The following is a 19,275-nucleotide window of genomic DNA, read 5'->3' on the forward strand; positions in this document are numbered from 1 at the left end:
CGCAGCCGCCTGGGCCGGGAGGCGAGGTACTGCTCGCCCGCAGGCTTTCCCGCGGGTGCGCACCGCTGCGCCGGCCGCCGCGATCACCATGGGACGGGCCTCCTCTTTTCACGAGACCAACGGACGGGGTGACCGTCGGGGCCGTCGGTGAGCCAGGAACCGTCGCCCAAGGGCACCAGCTCGTACGGGTTGCTCACCTCGACGGTGAATTCACCGCTGAGCATGCCTGTGCGCACGTCGACCAAGTGGTAGCGGAACCACTCCTCCTCGTCCTGACTCTCACCGCCCAAGGTGACGACGGCCGTGTCGTCGGTCAGGTAGCCGCCGCTCCATTCCACGAAGGACTCCTCCGGGTCGTACCCGAAGGCCTCGACGGGGAGGGTGAAGAGCACATCCCCGTTGGGGTGGTGGTGAAAGGCCACGTCCGCCTGGTCGTGGTCGACGGTCATGAACTGCTCCCCGGACGGTGCCAGGTCGATCAGGCAGCGGTCCGACCACGGGTACGTCACGAACTCCGGCTCTCCACCCGCCCCGGCCGTACCCCGGAGAATGACGGAGCCGTCCTGGCCCTCACCGATGTCGAGGTAGACGCTGCCGTCCGCGGAGTGCACGTGGTGGCCGGCGCCGTGCCCGACCGTCTCCAGCTCCCGGCGGGTGAGGATCTGACCGCTCTCGGCGTCGTGTACGACCCACTGGTCTCCGCCACCGCGTCCCGCCATCGCGTCCGGACGGTAGACCCACACCGTCCGACCGTCCAGAGACATCGCACACCCAGGCCGGTGGCCATGGCGTACGTCAGAGTGCGGCTCGAAGTCCGAAGCCCACACCAGGTCGCCGGCACGTGTGAGGCAGACGACACCGTTCAGCGTCGTGTACACGACCTGCTCCAGATCGTGCCGGACCACCGACTCCACGACCTCGTCGCCGGCCCGGGGCTGGAAAACCGCGGCGGGCTCCAGAGTCCCGTAGGCACCGGAGTCCACGACGTAGGCATGGATCCGGCCGTCGCGGTAGCGCGTGATGACCTTCGGTGGCGGCGCAGGAGTCATCCGCTGAGGCTAACCCCCGGTCAGGCCGACTGCTATCCGGAGCGGTGTGCACTCCGAACAACGTATCGCAGGCCAAATGTCGCGCTCAGGCTCATGAACGAACCCTCGTTGCGCAGCCTTTCGCGGCGGGCGCCAAGGGTCCGTTCACAGCTTCTCAACCACTGTTGATGCTGTGGCGCGGTGCTTGGGAGACCTCGGGCCGCCAAGTTTCAGGGGCCAAGGCTGTGCAACGACAACTGCCTTCCGCGAGCGGGCCATTACCGGCCCGGCCGCCACTGCCGAGAAGGGCACGGCTGTTCCGCCCAGCCGGACCGGATCCGGTGCAGCCGTAGATGCTGTTCCTCGCGCCGTCGCCCGTTCACTTCACTCCTGAGCGGCTTCCGAGTCGCCCAGTTCGGCGTCGGGATCGTATGCGTAGACCCAGCGGTTGGCGACGAGCGGGTCCTGCCGGGCGTAGGCCTTGTCGCGGGCCTGCTGTTCGGTGCCGTCCGGGAGATGGTTGCTGTGCGCGCGGTCGCGGCTGGCGCTCTGCAGCCGGGTGGTGCGTGGCAGGCGCAGCTGCTCGTATCTGCGTAGTGCCGCGGGCGGGTCGTCGATGCCGACGGCCAGGCACCGGGCCAGCGCCGCCGCGTCCTCGATCGCCTGGGCGGCGCCTTGGGCGAGGAAGGGAAGCATCGGGTGCGCGGCGTCACCGAGCAGTGTCACTCTTCCCTCGGACCACCGGGACAGGGGTGCCCGGTCCAGCAGCGCCCAGCGGCCGGGCGTACCGGCGGCGCTGATGAGGTCGGTCAGCCGCTGGTCCCAGCCGTCGAACTCGGCAAGGAACTCCGCGACAGTGGCGGTGGCCGCCCAGGACTCGACGGTGAAGTCGCCCGCGGGCGCGACAGCAACCAGGTTGACCAGCGCACCTGCTGAGACGGGGTAGTGGACCAGGTGGTGGTCGGGACCGATCCACAGCGTCTGGGCCGGGCGGCGGGCGAAGCGCGGGGCCCGCTCGGCGGGCACCAGGGCCCTGAAGGCGCAGAGACCCGAGTAGGTCGCGGGTGAGGTGCCGAAAAGCGTGCCGCGCACGACGGAGTGGACCCCGTCGGCGCCGATCACGACGTCGGCCTCGGCCTGTCTCCCGTGGGTGAAGTGGAGCCGCAGCGCGTCGCCCTTGTGGTCCAGGCCGATACATTCGTGACCGTGCCGGACGCTGTCGTCCGGCACGGATGACATGAGGGCGGTCAGCAGGTCCGCCCGGTGCGCGGTGTAGGTGTGCTCGCCGTAGAGCCGTTCACAGGCGGCTGACAGGTCCTCCGAGGACAGGACCGTCCCGTCCTGCCAGCGCCTGAACTCCCAGCCGGTGTCGAGCCGCACCGCCCGCTCGCGGAACACGTCGAGCACCTTCAGTCTGCGGAGCTGACGGGCGGCGTTCGGCGCCACCACTACCCCCGCACCCACCTCCGTGCGACGGGGCGCCTGCTCGTACACCGTGCTGGGCAGCCCGGCGCGGCGCAGGAACCCCGCCGTGGCGAGGCCACCGACACCGCCGCCCAGCACGGCGATCCTCGGCGGTGCGGTAGTGGACGCTGTCATCCTCACGGCTCCTCGGTTCGGGCGCTCGGCACAGGGCCGGCATACGGGGAACGGGTTCGGCAGCCCTCCGCGGGACCCCGCTGCCCAGGGTGAGCCTCGGAGCAGACCCCGAAGACACCAACGTCCACCGAAGCAGTGGGGCTACCTGATGAAGAGTTCGTCCAGATCGACGTCGTTCTTGATGACCTTCAGGTCTTTCATGGTCGTGAGGTACGTCTGGAAGTTGTCGCGGTCCGTCGTGGCCGAGAAGTGCGGCATCAGGAGCTGTTTGCTCTGCTGCTCGGATGTCTTCGTGTACGTGGTGATGGCCTGTCGGACTTCGGTGTCGTGGGTGGCGGCGTATTCGTTGGACTTCTTCAGCGCCCGCGTGAACTTGTCGACCGTGGCCTTGTTCCCTGCCAGGTACGAGGCGGAGGTGATCCACATGGTCTGCACGGTCTCCGGTTCGAAACCGGAGCCGTTGGACAGGACGCTGCGGTCTCCCTTCTGCAGTGCTGCCGACAGGAAGGGTTCCGCCAGGTCGGTGGCGTCGACCTGGCCCTTGGCGAGCGCGTCGGCCATGGCCGAGAACGGCGTCTCCACGAACTTGATCGTGTCCGTGTCCACGCCGGTCTTGCGCGCCGAGACGATGAAGCTCAGGTGAGGCAGCTGGTAGAGGGTGTCCACCGCGACTTTCTTGCCCTCCAAGTCCTTGACGGAGCGGATCGGGGAGTCTTTCGGTACGACGACCTGGATGTGCACCTTGTCGTTGTCACGGGCGAACTTGCCGGCCGGGCCCACGATCCGCACCGGAAGGCCGTTGGAGGCGCCGGCAAGGATGGCCGGCACATTGGTGAAGCCGAACTGCGCGTCGCCGCTGACGACGGCGGCCTGTGTCGAGGCGGGCGGAGTGTCCCTGAGCTTCACGTCCAGGCCCTCGGAGCGGAAGAAACCCTTCTCGACGCCCAGCACCAAGGAGGCGGAGTTGGTCACCGCCGCGTTGGCGACAGTGATCTTCGTGAGGCCTCCGGAGGACGAGGAGGAGCTGGGCGAGTCGTCACCGCAAGCGGTGGCGAGCAGCAGGGGAAGTGCGAGCAACGCGGGCAGGAACCGTTTCACGAGTGCCTCCTATGGACCCGGGCGGTTCAGCCGGGTCAGAAGTGGGAACGCGGGTGGATGTTCATCCCGCCGTGCCGATGAGTCCGAAGATCTCCTTGCGGTACTGCTGGAACTCCGGGAGGGCCCGTGTCTCCACCTGATCGCGGGGCCGATCGAGGTCAACCGTCACCGTGCGCAGCACACGGCTCGGACGGCGCGACAGGACCAGCACCCGGTCCGCCATGAAGATCGCCTCGTCGATGTCGTGGGTGACGAGCAGGACGGTCCAGCCGAACTCACGCCACAGATCCAGGACCATGGACTCCAGTTGGGCACGGGTCTGCGCGTCCACGGAGGCGAAGGGCTCGTCCATCAGCAGATAGGACGGCCGGGAGGCGATGGCCCGGGCGATCGCCACGCGCTGCTGCATGCCCCCGGACAACTGCCACGGATAGTGGTCCGCGAACTCGGTGAGCCCGACGTGCCCCAGAGAGTCGGCCACCCGGGCGGCGCGCTCCCGGCGGTGCAGGGCATGCAGCCCGAACTCGACGTTGCGGCGCACGGAGAGCCAGGGGAACAGGCTGCGCGTGTACTCCTGGAAGACCACGGCGAGGGAGTGCTGTACGTCTTGCACGGCCCGCCCGTCCAGCCGGATCGCGCCGGAGGACGGCCTGTCGAGTCCGGCGAGACAGCGCAGCAGTGTCGTCTTGCCGCATCCGGAGGGGCCGACCAGCACCACGAACTCACCCCGGGCGGCGCTGAACGTCAGGTCGGCGATCGCCTCGGTGCCGGCGGCGGACGAGCGGGACGCGGCGTACACCTTCGCCAGCCGGTCCACCTCCAGCACACTGCGCGCGAACGCCGCCCCGGTGTCCCGGGCGAGGTCCCCCTCAGCCACGGCCGATTCCCTTCTGTCCCTCGTACCAGGCCAGCACGTGGTACTCGACAACGGTGAACAACAGGGTGAACAGGCCACCGAGCAGGCCCAGGACGAGGATGCCGGCGTACATGTCCTGGAAGGCGTACGCTCGTTGGGCCTGAAGTACGAAGAAGCCCAGACCACTCGTCGAGGCGACCATCTCACTGATCACCATCATGATCAGTGAGATGCCGAGGGCGATCCGCAGCCCCGCGAAGACCTGCGGCAGACAGGCCGGCCAGATCACCCGGCTCACCACCCGCCACCGTCCGACGTGCGCCGCACGCGCCGCGTCCACGAAGCCCGCGTCGACCGTCCGAGCCCCGTCCATGGTGTTGAGCAGGACGGGCCACACGGCTCCGAGCGCGATCAGGCCCACCCGCGTACCGGAGTTCGGGCCGAAGGCGAGCACCGCGACGGGGAGCACGGCGGGGAGCGGCACGGCCCTGAGGAACTCCAGGACCGGGCGTACCCACGGGTCGAGTGCACGGAAGTGCCCGAGCAGGAGGCCGGCGGCGACGCCGAGCGACGATCCGACGAAGAAGCCGACCACGGTACGAGTGGCCGACGGCAGCACGTCCTGGCGCAGACCGGGGCCGGAAACTAGGTCCCAGGCTCCGCGGGCGGCGACGGAGAACGGCTCCAGGAACATGACGGAGCCCGATCGCCCCACCGCCTCCCACATCCCCAGTACCGCGAGGGTGGTCAGTACGCCGACGGCCCGGCGAGCCTGGCGGACTCGGCGGGACCGGCCCTGGACGCGGCTCACTGGTCGCCTCCCACCGTGATGGCGCGCCAGCGGACGGTCAGGCGGTCGGCCGCGAGAACGGCGGCGTTGACGAGATACCCGATCGTCCCGGCGGCGACGATCCCCGCGTACGCCTCGGGCATGTCGCCGACCTGCTGGTGCAGGTCGACATAGTGCCCCAGGCCGGTACCGGAGGCGACCAGTTCGCTCACCACGGTGACGACCACCGCGATGGAGGCGGCCAGCCGCAGTCCTGTGAAGACGGCCGGCAATGCGCCGGGCAGGACGACCCGCCGGACGAGAGCGAGTCGGCGCAGTCCCAGGATCCGCCCGCTGTCGAGGTGGAGAGGATCCACGTTCCGCACGCCGTAACGTGTGTTGAACACCACCGGCCACACCGCGGCGAAGCTGATGAGAAAGGTCTGCATGCGCAGCCCGAGCCCCAGCAGCACGATGGCCACCGGTACCAGCGCCACCGCCGGAATCGGCCGGAGGAAGTTGAAGAGCGGCCCGGTGGCCGCATCAGCCCACTGCGAGAGTCCCACCAGCGTGCCGAGCAGTACGCCGATCGACGCCGCGGTGGCGAAGCCGACGGCCCACGCGTACGTGGTCTGCGCCGCGGCCGTGGCAAGCGGACCCTCGCCGATCTCGTTGAACAGCGCGGACGAGATCGCGCCTACGGACGGAGCGTTGGTCTCCGGCAGGACCGAGGTGGCGCGCAGGATCTCCCAGACGCAGACGGCCCCGACAACACCCCCGATCCCCTTGGCAGCCCGCACCGGCCTGGGCCGCGCATCGGCGTCACGCGCGGCACCTGTCGTGTCTTCGGCACGCCGAATCGGCCGGCTCTCGGAGTCGGAACCGCGCACCACAGTCATGTCCGCCTCCACCGCCCCCCTACCGATGCACCTGCGACGGTAGTGTCTAGCCGTGTCCATGCTCAATCCCATGGGTGGAGATCAATTCCCCAGCCCGGTAGGGAGGTTGGGGAAGATGGTCGACATCCGGACTCAGAGACACCTGATCACAGAAGACTACGACGGTCCACTCTGCAGGCCGGCCACGACGCGGCCGGTGCCACCCGTTTCCCCTGCGCCGGCCGGTCATCGCGCCGACTCGGTCGGGTGAAGACGGCAGCATGCTCATCGAGTCGGTTGGCCAGGATCACCAGGCCGCGACACCTATGCGGTCGCAGCACTAGCTGCGGTAGTCGACGAAAAGCTCCCAGGTGGAGGCTGTGGCGCTGATGGCTGGTTGGGCTTGCTTCGGCATTGCCTGGGCGGGCACGGCGGCAGCGCCGAGAGTGAGCGTGCTGCCGAGAACCGCAGTCACGAGCGTTCGACGAAAACGCATGTGTGGCTCCTCATCCAAGGAAGTTGATGTTCTGGCGCCAAGGCTGTTCTGGTCTTGACTCACGTGCGGAAGCAGTCTTGGTAGTCCTGTGGCCGGTTAGCCGCTTCCTCGTGTCCGACGTACGGCTCACACTCGGAACCGCTGCCCCACGATCGGGTTCGAGCGTGGTTCACGCATTCGATTCGCTCCTGGCCGAACTGTGCGGTGCCGGAACTGAGTCACCATGGCAAGGGGGAACCGTGCTGCGACTGTGCTTCACTGCCGAGGATCTGCTGCAAGTGACGTTCGCCGACGAGCCGGCACCGATGGTGGAGCTGGCACTCGCCGTTGCTGCGCTGCAGCGGCCTGACCCGCTGTTCACCCTCTGGCGGCGGCGGACGCTCCACGCCCTGCCGCGCTCCGCGGGGCCGCTGCTGGAACTGATGCCCGCCACGGCCAAGGGGCCGTTGTTCCTGGACCCGCTGAGTCTGGGATTCGACGACGGGCTCGACCAGGTCCTGTCTGCCCCCACTCCGTTCGTCCGCAACGAACTGCGCCGCGTGCACATCGGCGGCCGCCGCCCAATCCCGTGGACCCGCCTCCTGGCCGACCGCGACCGGGAATCCTGGCAGATCCTCGAGCACGCCGTACGGGCAGCACACGAATGCTTGCTGGCCCGCTCGTGGGACCGTATCCGTGCCGGATTCGACGCCGAACGCGCCTGGCGCGTCCAGCTCCTGGCCAGCCAGGGCATACGCGCGACGCTGGCCGGCCTCGCCCCGGGGGCCCGCTGGCACGGCACCACCCTCGAGTTCGACAGCGCCGACGACGTCGAGGCCACACTCAACGGGCACGGCATCACCCTGCTGCCGTCCGTCTTCTGGACCGGACGGCCCTTGGTCGGCAAATACGCCAGGTCAACGTTCCTGGTCTACCCGGCCGTAACCCCTCTCCCCTTACTCGACGACCCCACCGCCAACGCCCTGGCCACGCTGCTGGGACGCACCCGCGCCACCATCCTGGAACAGCTCACCCGACCACGCACCACCACCGACCTCGCCCGCCAACTCCACCTGGCAAAGTCCTCCGTGTCCGAACACACCAAGGCCCTCCGCGCCGCCCACCTCACCACCGCCCACCGCGACGGCAAGACCGTCTGGCACACATGCACCCCACTGGGCTTCGGACTCCTCACCGGCTCTGCCGGCACCACAAATGGCTGAGTGCCTCAGCGCCAAGTGGGCCTCAGTCAGGTATGCACAGCTTCACCAGGTTGTAGCCGAGGAAGTGTCGTCTCCTTCGGCGGCGGGGCGGCCTGGTGCCGTCGCAGATCGCGGCGTTGCGGGTGTTCGTCGCTCTGACCCGGGCTACTGCGGACGCCGCGGCGCCCGAGCTTGCCGAGCAGGTCCGTGCAGCGGTGTACGACCGGGGTGCGGGCCGACGGCAGCTGTCTCTCACGCTGTCGAGACCGATGACGGAAACCGGTCGGTTCGATCTGGAAGCCGTCGTCGTAGGGGAACCGAAGCGTACGGCGCGGTGGCTGCGCGGCTTGCGCCCGCCGTGCCGGTGAGGCGCGGCGCTTGGGCGACCGTGCGGCCGGGGCGGCTGGGGCAGGTCAGAGGCCGCCGGTGTTGAGCAGCCGGTTGGGGGTGTCGGAGCGGACGCCGCCTTCGACACCGCGGGTGGCCGTGTGGTCGAGCCAGACGTGGACCTGGTCGGCCGTGGCGTGCGGGTGTGCCGACAGGTACAGCGCGATCACGCCGGTCGCGTGCGGTGCGGCCCAGGACGTCGCGCCGCCGGTCTCCGTGACCGTACCGCCGCCGGCGAGGGCCGAGGTCACCTTCTGGCCGGGGGCGTACAGGTCCACGCACCGTCCGTAACCCGAGCCGTAGGAGCCGCCGTCGCTCCACGCTCGGTCGTTCGAAGTGGAGGCCGCCACGACGATCGTGCCGGGGACGCCGGCCGGCGAATGCTTGCAGGCGTCGTCATGGAAATTGCCGGCCGACACCACCGTCGGGATCCCCGCATCGACCATCTTCTTCACGGCGGACTCCAGCGCCGCCGACCGGTGGTCGAGGTTGAGCGACATGTTCACCACCGCCGGCTTCTGCGCGTGCGCGGTGACCCACTTGACCGACTTCACGAGCGCCGCCTCGGCCGCCGCCGACGAACCGCCGCCCCCGCTCTCGCACAGGACGCCCTGGACCCGTACGAGCTCCGCCTTGGGCGCCACCCCGTACTTCGCCCCGCCGATGACGCCGGCGACGAACGTGCCGTGGCCGGTCCCCTCCTCGCTGAAGCAGTCACCGGAGTCCTTCGGGCCCACGAAGTCGGCGCCGAGGTGGGCGCGTCCGCCGAACTCCTTGTGGGCGATGTCCATCCCGGTGTCGATCACATAGACGTGCACGCCCTTCCCAGTGGCGGTGGTGGTGAGCTTCCCGTTCAGCGGACGCGACCGCTGGTCCAGGATGTCCAGGTTCCACGGCACGTTCCGGGTGACGCGCGCCGCCGCGGCCGGTGCGGCCAGCTTCTCCAGGCCGGCGTCGGGCACCGCCGCCGAGCCGGACGGCGCCCCGCCCCCGGAGGCCGCCGCGCCGGCTTCCCCGCCGCAGGCCGAGGCCCCGAACACCGTCACCATGGCCACCGCGATAAGACCGGCCTTCGTCACATTCCGCGTCACGACGTCCCCCACTTGCCCGTTTCGTACTCAGTCAGCGCACAAGACGAGCACAGGGGGCGAGCGGTTCCGGCGAGGCGTGCGGGCGGGTCGGTGCACGCCCTCGACGGAACCTGACCGGCTACGCACCAGTAAGGCACGATCATGAACGGCCTCGCGCGGTGAGTAGGACCCGTTTGCGGAGGAGGCCGAAGTCGGCACGGCCGAACATCTGCCGCTTCAGCATCTTGATCTTGTTGTTCTGGCCCTCGACGGCTCCGGAGCTACAGCGGAGGCTGAGGCCGGCGGCGACGGCGTCGAGGTCCTGGCCCAGGCCGGTGACGAAGGTGTGCAGGGAGGGCAGGTCGTCGGCTTGGACCTGGGTGATCCACCGGTCGACCTGTTTGCCCTGGCGGTCGTTCATCAACTCGGCGAACGCGCGGACGTGGTGGGCGGTTCGGTCGAGGGCGGGGCAGCGAGCCAGGATCGCTTTGAGCTGTTGGGCCTGGTCGTCGGTGAGACGGTCGGGAGGGCGGGTGAGCCAACTGGTCACGTCCCGCACGGACGGAGCCTTGCGGGGCGGGGCGGGCGGAAAGTCCCCGCGGAGTTTGGCCAGGTAGACCTTCACGACGTTCTCGCCGCCGGGGTAGCCGCGCTCGCGTACTTCCTCGAACAGGCGGCGGGAGACGGTGCAGCGCTCGACCCACCGCTCGTGCAGGTAGAGCTTGTAGTCGTCGAGCCTGGTCGCATGGCTTTGCCACTGACCGGTGAACATCTCCTCCGGAGTCGTGGCGCGGGAGAAGCGCAAGATCGTGTTGAGGGTCATGCCGAGCTGCCGGGCGACGGACCGCTCGCTGTGACCGGCGCCATTGCTCCACCGAACGCTCGCTCACCCGCAGGTCCTTGGCGATGTCCGACGATCTGTCACCTCGTGCGAACCTCTGCCCGGCCTCCAGCCGGATCACTTCACGCGCAGCCCGCCGCTCAGCAGCCAGGCCCCCCACCATCCGCGTACCGCATGACACCGGCATAACGAAGGGATCACCCAACGTCACCACCCGAACGCAACCCGAAAAGGTCAGTAGGTCCCCACCAGGGCCATTACCCGGCCAGCATGACCGGCTGGCGGCGGGCCGTGTGGGACCCAACTTCCAAGACCCCAGTCCGCCGACATCTGACCGGCCCCGCTGGGGCACCGCCCTCGCCATCACCATCGACGACATCGAGTGGCAGAGAGGGAGTTGAGGGCATCACCAGGTCGATCTCGATGCCGCTGGTCACATATGCGTCGCACACCCCGCTACGCACACGAACCTCGATGGGGTCTCCACCTATGGAGACCCCATCGACTCGCATTGTCGGCAGCCCAGCCAAGGATCTGCCGCGCGCCCCGACTCCGTACGGGAACCCGGAGGCCGGACGGGCCCGCGATCAGGCGGCGCGTGCGGTGCGGCCGGCCACCCACGTGGCGGCGGCATCCGCGACACGACGCCCCAGCGCCTCGGCGGTGGCAATGTCGCTGGCCGTCACCCCCTCGGCCCCCTGATCCGAGTTGGACTGAGCGGCGGCACCCAGGAAGAAGCCCAGCCTGTTGAGATCGTTCTCGCTCCCCTGGGATGAGTTCCAGCCACCCTGCAGGCCGAGCGCGATCCAGTGCATACCGTGCTGCGACGCCAGCGTCGCGAAGTACTGGAGGGTCGACTGCTTGTCGCCCGCCTTGGAAGCCGAGTTGGTGAATCCGGCCGCCAGCTTGTCCTTCCAAGCCTGCCCGAACCAACGCTCGGAGCTGGCCTCCGCGAAGCCGTGGAAAGCGGTGGCAGCGGTTCCCATGTAGGTGGGGGAGCCAAAGATGATCGCATCCGAGGCGTCCAGCTGCGTCCACTGGGCGTCGGTGATCTCACCGACGGCGATCAGGTTCACGACGGCGCCGGCCTCCTTGGCGCCACGTTGGACGGCCTCGGCAATGACGGCGGTGTGGCCGTAGCCGGAGTGATAGGCGATGGACACGATGGGCGAAGTCACAAGTACCTCCTACGCTCAAAATTGAAAGCTTCGAGATTCAACGTATTGGCGTCCTTGCAGGTGAAGCAGGTAGGAGGCGGACTAGTCATGGTGAAAATCCGACACTTGGGTGTGACGGCTCCTCTTGGTTACGCTGGCACCGGCCAGGTTCCTTGCGTGATGGTGGCTACTGGTGACGGTGAGAAAACGACAGAGTAAACCGCGCGAGATCGCGGACATCGGCTTCGCATCCGCCGTCGGCACACCGACCGGCGTCGAGATCATGTCTCTGGCGGAGCTGCGAGAGCGGGCCGCCGTCCATATGGGCAGAGCAGGGCTGCGGGTACCGCAACGGCCCACGTTCCACCATCTGATCACGCTGTCCAGCGGCTCTTTGTGGCACACGGTGGACTTCACCGGCTACGCCCTCGAGCCGGGCTCCTGGCTCTGGATCCGGCCCGGTCAGGTACAGCAGTGGGGTGATCTGGACGACGCCGAGGGCACCCTGGTCCTCTTCGAGGACGACTTCCTGGAACCGGCCACCGTGGCCGCAGCTCGGATGGACGATCCGTACGCCCCCGCGCTCCAGGTTCCCGACCCCGAGGACCGTCACGCGCTGGAGATGGCAGTGAACCATCTGTCGTTGGAGTTCCAGGAGTGGCACGGCATTTCGCTGGAAGCGCACGTGGCAGTGCTGCGCCACCTGCTGGCGGTCCTGGTGCTGCGCCTTTCGCAGCGCATCGCGCCGGTCGGCAGCCCGGCTCCGGATCCCGGGGAGACCTTCGTCGACTTCCGTGACGCGGTCGAACGCGACTTCACCCGCACGCGCCGCCTGGAGGACTACGCCCAGGCTCTGGGCTACTCACCCCGCACCCTCTCCAGGGCTGCGCTGGCCGGCGCAGGCGTGGGGGCGAAGGAGTTCATCGACCGGCGGGTCGTCCTGGAAGCCAAACGCCTCCTGGCGCACGGCAATCAATCAGCCGCCCGTATCGCGGCGCAGCTGGGCTTCACCAGCGCGACCAACTTCAGCAAGTTCTTCCACCAGCGCACCGGCCAGTCTCCGATCGCCTTCCGCTCGACGGTCCGCGGCCGCTCCTCGCAGGACGGCGGGAGCGAAGCGCCCGACGCCAGGCGACCTGGGCGGTGAGCGCCGCTCCCACCAGCGGCTCCAAGAGGCAGAGACCCACAGAGGCCGCCCGCCGACGGGCCGGTTCGCATCAGCAGCAGGATGACGCCGAGGTTCGCCGCGCAGCACGCGGCTTCGGCGATGAACAACGCAGCGTCGGGCCGGACGGGGTCGGGCCCGACCGCGGCGTAGGCGATCCGCCGCCGGTCCCCAGGCGAGGCGGGCCAGGCTATTGCCTACTACGAAACCAGCGAGCTGGGGCGATGCACACCGGAACTCGGCGGCCGGGGAAGGCACCGGTCAACCACAGGCCGAGGGTGACGGCCGGGCCGAGGTGTCCGCCGGAGTGACGCCCCCCTGGAGACGACGAGGCCCACGCGAGCCTCGCACCGACGATCACCGCCACGGCCGCGAGCCGAAGATGCGGCTACGGCCGGTCCCGGCCGAGCGGGGAAACCACCGTCACCCGGCGGACGGTGCTGGCCGCGGCAGAGAAGACACCGATGGCCAGGACGAACTCCACGACGGCCTGTGCGCTGGGTGGTGGTCACGGTGGCCCGCCGCCCGGCGCACGGCGCCCGTCGTGAGGATGGGTCAGCCCCAGCTCATCTCGCCGGTGGCAACCTTGGTTCCCAGGTCCAGAGCCGCCGCCAGGCCCAGGTCCGGGTGGCGCTCCAGGATCGCGGACTTCAGAGCCTCGGAGTCGTTGCCGTGCTTGGCCAGCTCCTCTTCGAACTCGGCGAGGTAGGCGCGGGTGTAGGCGATCACGGAGGCGTCAGTGGCGGAGTCGGCGGAGCGGTGGCCGACGACCACGAAGCGCGGGGCGAGCTGCTCCATCTCGGCGAGCGTCTCGGCCCAGGCGTGCCGCTCGCGCGGCGTTGGGGTGTCGGCGGTCCACACGTGCAGGCCGGCGAAGAGCAGAACCCCGCCCACCACCGCGCGGTCCTCGGGCTGCCACAGGTACTCGGTGCGCCAGACCGTCCGCCAGCGCGGCCCGGTAACCGTCGCCGAAAGTGACACCGGTCAGTTGGGTGATGCGCTCCTTGGCGCCGGGGATGTGCGGGTAGGCCGACACCGGAAGTGCGCGCGCCGGTGAACAGACCGCCGGACAGCACTCGCGGCTCGAGCCGGTCCGCGTTGGCGGCGGCGAACTCGTGCAGGGCCGGGCCGAAGCCGTAGCACCAGCCGCACTAGGCATCGAAGGCACAGGTCAGCCGAGTGCGCTCCACAGAACTCATCGCGCTTCGTCCTTTCCGGAATCCGTCACCTGGCGCTCTGCATCGGTCGGACCGATGCCGTCAAAACTGTGTTCAGAAGGCTGTAGTTGCCGGATGCGCATACGACTCTCCATGGTCAAAATCCGACTTCCCGGCGATCCCCTCAGGGTAGAAGGACGAGATGTCGGGCGGAGTCGGCCGCATATCATGCAGATGTCATGCGAAACGCCCGGCCGGATGTCTCCGGCCGGGCGTTTCGTGGTTGCGACGCGGCAGCCCCACGTCTGCCCTGTCGCTGTGCGGCTAGCGCAGCGTGGTGTTGCCTTCGCCGCCGACGACGACGGGGGCGTCCTCCACCGGCGTGGCCTCCCCGAGCTGCCAGCCCTCCGGCTTCGCGCCGGGCACCTCGTCGACGGACGGCTTCTCGCCCGTGACGGGGCCGCCCTCGACGACCGTGAGGTCTCGCAGCTTCTCGGCGGTGCCCGGCTTGATGTTCTGCGGGTGCGGCTTGCCGGGAGCCTCGGAGACCGTACTGCCGTGGTGCTCGGTGGTGCTGCTGCCGGTCGAGGCCGCAGCGGCAACCCCGCCCGAGGCGAGCAGTACGGCCAGTGCGCCGGCCATCATGGCACCCCGACGACGCGAGATGCTGTTCATACGCACCTTCATGTGATCAACTCCTTCGCAGGTGGAGGGAGACAGGGGTACCGGCACGCGTCCGGCCCCGGTTCCCCCGGGATCGAGTACGAGGCAACTCTCGTTCCTGCCGGCTGAAGATCCGCTGAACGTCCTGAAGATCCCTTTCAGCACCTGACGTCTCAGGCCCGACGCCTGGCGTCGAAGTCGTCCTGATCCGAGCGACCACAAACCCGGCCGGTCCCGGTGAGACTTGACCACGGAGTTCTCCCTAGCCCGCACACAAGACGGAAAGCCGACGGGGATTGTGCTGGATGTAGGACTCGCCCGCCAGATAGTTGCCCACGTCGGAGAAGTCGTTGTCGACCAGAATCGTGCGCACCGTCTCTTCCGCCACCCTGCGCGTGGCGTCCGTGTCAGCCGTCGTGTCGATGACGGCGACGCCGTCGACCTGAGTGTGACCGTTGGCCGTCTGTTCCACGATCGCCGACGCCGTCGGACTCTCCCCGACGCCGCTGTCCACACGGCTGCGTCGGCTGGAGACGGCCGGCGTCGTGGAGCGGCGACGCTACAGCGAGCACCCGCCGCGCGACGAATACGTCCTCACGAAGGCGGGCTTGGCCCTGCTGCCCGTGCTCGCCGCCCTCAAGGAGTGGGGCGACACGTACTGCCGGGACGGCCTCGCCACAGCGGAGTTCCAGCACCGATGCGGCGCTGTCCTGCATACCCGAGCGGACTGCGCCGCCTGCGGCGAGGAGATCCGCTTCGAGGACCTGACCGTGGCGGGAGGCAAACACCCGCCTCAGATACGGCTCTGAGCCGCCCCGCTCGCACACCCTCCGAGCCCGGAACCTCGCGCCAGCCGCCTCCGGGCGCCAGAGCCGGGCCGCACAGGCGAAGGGCGGCACGTGCTGCCCGAGCGGTCATCGCACAGTCCGAGGAAGCCTCGGAGCCGGACCCTGGGACGCTTCTTCCGGATCATCGGGAGTGCCCCTTCCATCGGATCCACCTCTCACTGGAGCGTGCCTGGGCCCCGGGTCCGGGGTACCGGAGGTACGCGGTCACCTGGGATGCCGCTCCAGCGCCGTGAACCGCCGCGAGCGTTCACCAGGACGGCCGTCCAGCCAGGTCCGGCTTCGCACGGGCACCGGTTCTGAATCCAGCGTCGATGACCAATCGGCCGCTTGTCTCTCATCTCCGGACCGCGGGGCCGTAGAGAGCGCAAAACACCTCTCTCGACGCCATGGGAGCCTTGAGCACGGCGGCCACTCACCCGCCGTCACGCGCATCCGATCCTCGGTCGCGCGGCCGCGACGTGCTGCGCGGTTGGTCTTGCCTGACGATGATCAGGAGCAGCCGGGCACCCCCGTCGGTGGTCCGAGGTGGTTCGGCAGTGAGCGTCCCCCCGTGAGCAGTCGCGATGTCGCGGGCGATGGCGAGGCCCAGACCCGTGCCGCCTTCGCTGCGGGTACGGGCGCTGTCCAGCCGTGTGAAGCGGTCGAAGACCCTCTCACGGTCGGGTTCGGGGATGCCGGGACCGTCGTCGCTGACCTCGACGACCAACTCGCGCTCGGTGTGGTGCACTTCCACGGTCACGGTGCTGTGTGCGTGGCGCACCGCGTTGTCGAGGAGGTTCGTGAAGAGGCGGGCGAGTGCCGTGGGGCTGCCCAGGATCGCCTCGTCGGAGGCGGAGTCCGTGACGAGGACGACCGGTTGACGGGGGTAGCGCTCGGCGAGGGTCCGTTGCAAGAGGTCGGTGACGCGCAGGGGTTGGAGTTTCAGGGGCTGGCGGGCGTCCAGACGGGCAAGGAGCAGCAGATCGGTGACGATGTCTTCCAGACGTGTGGTGTCGCGCAGGGCTTCGTTGCCGACGGCGGTCCATTCAGCCCGGTCGGGGCGGGCCAGGGCCAGCTCGAGACGGGCCTTCAGGGTGGTGAGGGGGCCGCGCAGTTCGTGCGAGGCGTCCGAGGTGAAGGTCCGCAGGCGGCCGACGGCACTCTGGAGTTGATCGAGGGTGCCGTTCATCGTCTGTGCCAGCAAGGCGACTTCGTCGTTGGAGCCGGGGACGGGGACGCGCTGCTGGAGGCTGTGGGCGGTGATGTCTGCGAACTCGGCACGGATGTTCTCCACCGGTCGCAGGGCCCGGCCCATGGCGTACCACGTCAGGTAGGCGACCAACAGGACCAGCAGGGCGGTACAGGGGACCAGGGCCCAAGTCAGCGTGATGACGGCGGTATGCGCGGGAGCACGGTTCGGGAAGGCCTGCACCAGGATCGGCCCCGTGGACGTGACCACGCTGGCACTGGCCCCCTGGTCTGGTGATGTGGTGGTCGACGAGCCGACGGAGGACGCGGTGTCCAGGATGATGTCCGGCAGAGCAGCCTGCACGTCGGCCGGAGGCATCCCTGAGCCTAGTTGGTGGGCTGCCTTGTCGACGTGGTCGCGGGCTGTGTTCTGTGCGGAGGCGACCAGGTTGGTGTGGACGGCGTAGAGCAGGACCACCGAGCAGGCGGCGAGGGCAAGGCTGGCGACGAGTGCGACGGCGGCGGTGGCCCGGCCGCGCACGGTCTGCGGCCGCAGCCACACGCGCCGGCGCCGGCGGTGGCCGCGGTCAGGCTCCGTCGGAGCGGAGCTGGTAGGCCCCGCCGGGCACGGTTTCGATACTGGCCCGGCCGAAGGGCCGGTCGATTTTCCGGCGAAGAGCACTGACGTAGACCTCCACGATGTTCGGGCCGCCCTCGTACGCGCTGTCCCAGACCCGGTCCAGGATGGCGGCCTTGCTGATGGCGATGTCCGGCGTTGCCGCGAGCAGCGTCAGGACGTCGAACTCCCGAGGAGTGAGGGCGATGTCCGTGCCTGTGCGGCGGCAGCGTCGGGTTCCTGTGTCGATCTCCAGGTCCCCGAAGTGCTGGACGATCTGCCGCTCCGGGCGCGCGCGGCGCATCAGGGCGTGCAGGCGAGCGGTGAGGACGACGAAGGAGAAGGGCTTCGTCAGGTAGTCGTCGGCCCCGGTTTCCAGCCCTTCCGCTTCGTCGTACTCACCGTCTTTCGCCGTCAGCATCAGGATCGGGGTGTTGTCGCCGATCGAACGCAGGTGGGCGCACACCTTGTAGCCGTTCAGGCCAGGCATCATGACATCGAGAATGATCACGTCGTAGTTGTCGGCCGCTGCCTTGGCGAGACCGTCAAGGCTGTCGCTCGCGGCGTCCACCGCGAAACCCTCCGCTCGAAGGCCCTGTTGGAGCAGCTCCACGAGACGGGCATCGTCGTCCATCACCAGCACACGCATGCCGTCTACCTTGCCTGACCGGTCGCGCCAGGCGCTGAAGAGGATCTTCAGGACGTTCAGCGGCCCTTCAGTCGGCGGATCGGACTGGCCCAGGTTGTCGGCGACGACCTCGGGCCACCGCCTCCGCCCTCGCCCGCCATCTGCACATCTACGAGGACGACATCCGGCGCCTCGCCACGGAGAACGCATCCCTGCGTACCGTCCTGGAAACCCACAGCGACGTCGCCGTCATCCGCCCCACGGCACAGCGAACCGAGGCGTGACGGCGCAACAGTACGCCGATGGTCACTTTGGCGTCGGTTCACCGGATGGCATGAGCCTTGTGGCCTGACCATGCCTCGGGCTGCGGTCACACGGATGCCGAGATGTCGAGTTCGACGAGCAGGGTGACTCTGTGACCGCGCAGCGCGGCCTTCGCCGTCAGGCGGCCTGGTGCTGGAAGGTACGGCGATAGGCCGTGGGCGTGACGCCGACGGCGTCACGGAATCGGGCGCGCATGTTGGCGCCGCTGCCGAGGCCGCACCGGATGGCGATCTGTTCCACCTGGAGGTCGGTGGTCTCCAGGAGTTCTCGCGCGCGGTTGATGCGGGCGGTCAGGAGCCATTGGTGGGGGCTGACGCCGGTTTCCTGGCGCCATAGGCGGGTCAGGGTGCGTGGGGAGACGCCGGCATGGTCGGCGAGGTGGGGGATGGTGAGGTCTTCTTCGAGGTGGAGCAGGGCCCGTTCACGGGTGTCGGCGAGCGTGGTGGCCTGGGGGGTGGGGAGGGTCCTGTTGATGTATTGGGCCTGTCCGCCGTCGCGGTGTGGGGCGGCGACGATGTCCCTGGCAATGTCGTTCGCGACGGCTGCGCCGAGGTCTTTGCGGACCAGGTGCAGACACAGGTCGATGCCGGCCGTGAAGCCCGCGGAGGTCAGGATGGTGTCGTTGTCGATGTAGAGGACGTTGCGGTCGACGCGCAGCCGGGGGTAGAGCTCTTCGAGGTCATCCGCCTTGGCCCAATGGGTGGTGACGGTGCGGCCGTCGAGCAGTCCGGCCGAGGCGACGGCGAAGGCGCCGGTGCAGATGGAAGCGATGCGTATCCCGGCGCGGCCGGCGAGCTTGAGAGCGGCCCTCACCCGTGGGCGCGGAGGGCGCCGGAAGTCCTCGAAGCCCGGGACGATGATCGTGTCCGCTTCGGCGAGCGCCTCGAGACCCGCGGTCAGCCCGAGGGTGAAACCGGAGCTCGTGGTCACGGCCTCCTCGGTGTCGCCGCACACGGTGAGCTCGTAGGGGGTGTTCGGACGGGCGTTGAAGATCTGCGTGGGGATCCCCAGATCCATGGGCAGCACGCCGTCGACCGCCAGGACCATGACCCGATGCTTGTTCATGGCCGCAATATTACGTCTGACACCCATGTCGCGGGGAAGGCCAGGAAGCCGTCATGCCCTGATCCAAGGTTGTTGCCTGGATGAATTCCCTGATCAAGCCGCTGATCGTGTGACCGGAAAGCAAGGACCCACTCGCACAGTTCTGGCCCAAAAGATGCGGATGCTGGCAGATGAGCCGTGGCCTGGGAGGGAGGTTCGGGAGCAGGATCGAAGAGCAAGCGCGGGGCAGCCGACTCCACACACCGGTGGAGCGGTCCGAGAGCCCCGGCCGTGGACGAGGAG

The 19,275-nt window shown here is 68.9% G+C and carries 19 protein-coding genes; 3 read left to right on the forward strand and 16 right to left on the reverse strand.

Translation table 11 applies throughout. From position 1 onward, the window contains the following. Positions 1 to 83 precede the first annotated feature (83 nt). The 6 genes from ABZ725_RS51095 to ABZ725_RS51120 all read right to left on the reverse strand — a co-directional run bounded on the left by ABZ725_RS51095 (position 84) and on the right by ABZ725_RS51120 (position 6,249). A complete protein-coding gene (locus tag ABZ725_RS51095) occupies positions 84 to 1,049 on the reverse strand; it encodes a hypothetical protein (protein WP_358809216.1) in 966 nt (321 codons plus the stop codon). Between the two features lie 363 nt (positions 1,050 to 1,412). Continuing rightward, on the reverse strand, positions 1,413 to 2,627 hold the full coding sequence (locus tag ABZ725_RS51100) for an FAD-dependent monooxygenase (RefSeq protein ID WP_358809217.1): 1,215 nt from the start codon (positions 2,625 to 2,627) through the stop codon (positions 1,413 to 1,415). A 141-nt stretch (positions 2,628 to 2,768) separates the two neighbouring features. Further along, on the reverse strand, positions 2,769 to 3,725 hold the full coding sequence (locus ABZ725_RS51105) for an ABC transporter substrate-binding protein (RefSeq protein ID WP_358809218.1): 957 nt from the start codon (positions 3,723 to 3,725) through the stop codon (positions 2,769 to 2,771). Positions 3,726 to 3,786: 61 nt separating this feature from the next. Next, complete coding sequence (locus ABZ725_RS51110; RefSeq protein WP_358809219.1) at positions 3,787 to 4,602, reverse strand: ABC transporter ATP-binding protein; 816 nt, start codon at positions 4,600 to 4,602, stop codon at positions 3,787 to 3,789. Next, on the reverse strand, positions 4,595 to 5,392 hold the full coding sequence (locus ABZ725_RS51115; protein ID WP_358809220.1) for an ABC transporter permease: 798 nt from the start codon (positions 5,390 to 5,392) through the stop codon (positions 4,595 to 4,597). Before ABZ725_RS51115 ends, ABZ725_RS51110 begins: the two co-directional genes overlap by 8 nt. Beyond that, the gene (locus tag ABZ725_RS51120) at positions 5,389 to 6,249 is read right to left on the reverse strand and encodes an ABC transporter permease (RefSeq protein ID WP_358809221.1); all 861 of its coding nucleotides are present in this window, start codon (positions 6,247 to 6,249) and stop codon (positions 5,389 to 5,391) included. Before ABZ725_RS51120 ends, ABZ725_RS51115 begins: the two co-directional genes overlap by 4 nt. Before the next feature lie 714 nt (positions 6,250 to 6,963). Here ABZ725_RS51120 and ABZ725_RS51125 point away from each other — a divergent pair. Next, on the forward strand, positions 6,964 to 7,926 hold the full coding sequence (locus tag ABZ725_RS51125) for an ArsR family transcriptional regulator (RefSeq protein ID WP_358809222.1): 963 nt from the start codon (positions 6,964 to 6,966) through the stop codon (positions 7,924 to 7,926). A 392-nt stretch (positions 7,927 to 8,318) separates the two neighbouring features. On the opposite strand, the gene ABZ725_RS51130 is transcribed toward ABZ725_RS51125, so the two are convergent. The 3 genes from ABZ725_RS51130 to ABZ725_RS51140 all read right to left on the reverse strand — a co-directional run bounded on the left by ABZ725_RS51130 (position 8,319) and on the right by ABZ725_RS51140 (position 11,381). After that, the gene (locus ABZ725_RS51130) at positions 8,319 to 9,383 is read right to left on the reverse strand and encodes a S8 family peptidase (protein ID WP_358809223.1); all 1,065 of its coding nucleotides are present in this window, start codon (positions 9,381 to 9,383) and stop codon (positions 8,319 to 8,321) included. Between the two features lie 139 nt (positions 9,384 to 9,522). Next, the gene (locus ABZ725_RS51135) at positions 9,523 to 10,185 is read right to left on the reverse strand and encodes a transposase (RefSeq protein ID WP_358809224.1); all 663 of its coding nucleotides are present in this window, start codon (positions 10,183 to 10,185) and stop codon (positions 9,523 to 9,525) included. A gap of 605 nt (positions 10,186 to 10,790) precedes the next feature. Further along, positions 10,791 to 11,381 carry a flavodoxin family protein gene (locus tag ABZ725_RS51140; protein ID WP_358809225.1) on the reverse strand — a complete coding sequence of 197 codons (591 nt, stop codon included), beginning with the start codon at positions 11,379 to 11,381 and terminating at the stop codon, positions 10,791 to 10,793. A 172-nt stretch (positions 11,382 to 11,553) separates the two neighbouring features. On the opposite strand from ABZ725_RS51140, the gene ABZ725_RS51145 reads away from it, so the two are divergent. After that, positions 11,554 to 12,507, forward strand: a complete 954-nt coding sequence (locus tag ABZ725_RS51145) for an AraC family transcriptional regulator (protein ID WP_358809226.1) — start codon at positions 11,554 to 11,556, stop codon at positions 12,505 to 12,507. Between the two features lie 208 nt (positions 12,508 to 12,715). Here the strand turns inward: ABZ725_RS51145 and ABZ725_RS51150 are convergent, their stop codons facing one another. From ABZ725_RS51150 to ABZ725_RS51165, 4 genes are all read right to left on the reverse strand, one after another. Continuing rightward, positions 12,716 to 12,892 (reverse strand): aquaporin, encoded by a 177-nt coding sequence (locus ABZ725_RS51150; protein ID WP_358809227.1) that lies wholly within the window; start codon positions 12,890 to 12,892, stop codon positions 12,716 to 12,718. Between the two features lie 188 nt (positions 12,893 to 13,080). Further along, positions 13,081 to 13,506, reverse strand: coding sequence for a hypothetical protein (locus ABZ725_RS51155; protein WP_358809228.1), 426 nt, complete (start codon positions 13,504 to 13,506; stop codon positions 13,081 to 13,083). 500 nt (positions 13,507 to 14,006) lie between these two features. Next, positions 14,007 to 14,369 carry a hypothetical protein gene (locus tag ABZ725_RS51160; protein WP_358809229.1) on the reverse strand — a complete coding sequence of 121 codons (363 nt, stop codon included), beginning with the start codon at positions 14,367 to 14,369 and terminating at the stop codon, positions 14,007 to 14,009. A gap of 238 nt (positions 14,370 to 14,607) precedes the next feature. Then, entirely contained in the window at positions 14,608 to 14,817 is a 210-nt protein-coding gene (locus tag ABZ725_RS51165; protein WP_358809230.1) for a hypothetical protein, read from the reverse strand. On the opposite strand from ABZ725_RS51165, the gene ABZ725_RS51170 reads away from it, so the two are divergent. Then, the gene (locus ABZ725_RS51170; protein WP_358809231.1) at positions 14,801 to 15,154 is read left to right on the forward strand and encodes a winged helix-turn-helix transcriptional regulator; all 354 of its coding nucleotides are present in this window, start codon (positions 14,801 to 14,803) and stop codon (positions 15,152 to 15,154) included. The genes ABZ725_RS51165 and ABZ725_RS51170 overlap by 17 nt on opposite strands. A gap of 451 nt (positions 15,155 to 15,605) precedes the next feature. Here ABZ725_RS51170 and ABZ725_RS51175 read toward each other — a convergent pair whose 3' ends face one another. The 3 genes from ABZ725_RS51175 to ABZ725_RS51185 all read right to left on the reverse strand — a co-directional run bounded on the left by ABZ725_RS51175 (position 15,606) and on the right by ABZ725_RS51185 (position 18,993). After that, on the reverse strand, positions 15,606 to 16,922 hold the full coding sequence (locus ABZ725_RS51175) for an ATP-binding protein (RefSeq protein WP_358809232.1): 1,317 nt from the start codon (positions 16,920 to 16,922) through the stop codon (positions 15,606 to 15,608). 25 nt (positions 16,923 to 16,947) lie between these two features. Beyond that, positions 16,948 to 17,625 (reverse strand): response regulator transcription factor, encoded by a 678-nt coding sequence (locus ABZ725_RS51180; RefSeq protein WP_358809236.1) that lies wholly within the window; start codon positions 17,623 to 17,625, stop codon positions 16,948 to 16,950. Positions 17,626 to 18,045: 420 nt separating this feature from the next. Further along, positions 18,046 to 18,993 carry a helix-turn-helix domain-containing protein gene (locus ABZ725_RS51185; protein WP_358809233.1) on the reverse strand — a complete coding sequence of 316 codons (948 nt, stop codon included), beginning with the start codon at positions 18,991 to 18,993 and terminating at the stop codon, positions 18,046 to 18,048. Positions 18,994 to 19,275: the final 282 nt, after the last annotated feature.

Origin of the sequence: Streptomyces sp. NPDC006872, assembly GCF_040635845.1 — a bacterium.
Classification (GTDB): Bacteria; Actinomycetota; Actinomycetes; order Streptomycetales; family Streptomycetaceae; genus Streptomyces.

Coding starts and splice junctions, on each gene's coding strand:
- ABZ725_RS51160 (WP_358809229.1), bottom strand. CDS start 14,369: ATGAAGGTGCGTATGAACAGCATCTCGCGTCGTCGGGGTGCCATGATG.
- ABZ725_RS51095 (WP_358809216.1), bottom strand. CDS start 1,049: ATGACTCCTGCGCCGCCACCGAAGGTCATCACGCGCTACCGCGACGGC.
- ABZ725_RS51100 (WP_358809217.1), bottom strand. CDS start 2,627: ATGACAGCGTCCACTACCGCACCGCCGAGGATCGCCGTGCTGGGCGGC.
- ABZ725_RS51185 (WP_358809233.1), bottom strand. CDS start 18,993: ATGAACAAGCATCGGGTCATGGTCCTGGCGGTCGACGGCGTGCTGCCC.
- ABZ725_RS51135 (WP_358809224.1), bottom strand. CDS start 10,185: ATGACCCTCAACACGATCTTGCGCTTCTCCCGCGCCACGACTCCGGAG.
- ABZ725_RS51120 (WP_358809221.1), bottom strand. CDS start 6,249: ATGACTGTGGTGCGCGGTTCCGACTCCGAGAGCCGGCCGATTCGGCGT.
- ABZ725_RS51180 (WP_358809236.1), bottom strand. CDS start 17,625: ATGCGTGTGCTGGTGATGGACGACGATGCCCGTCTCGTGGAGCTGCTC.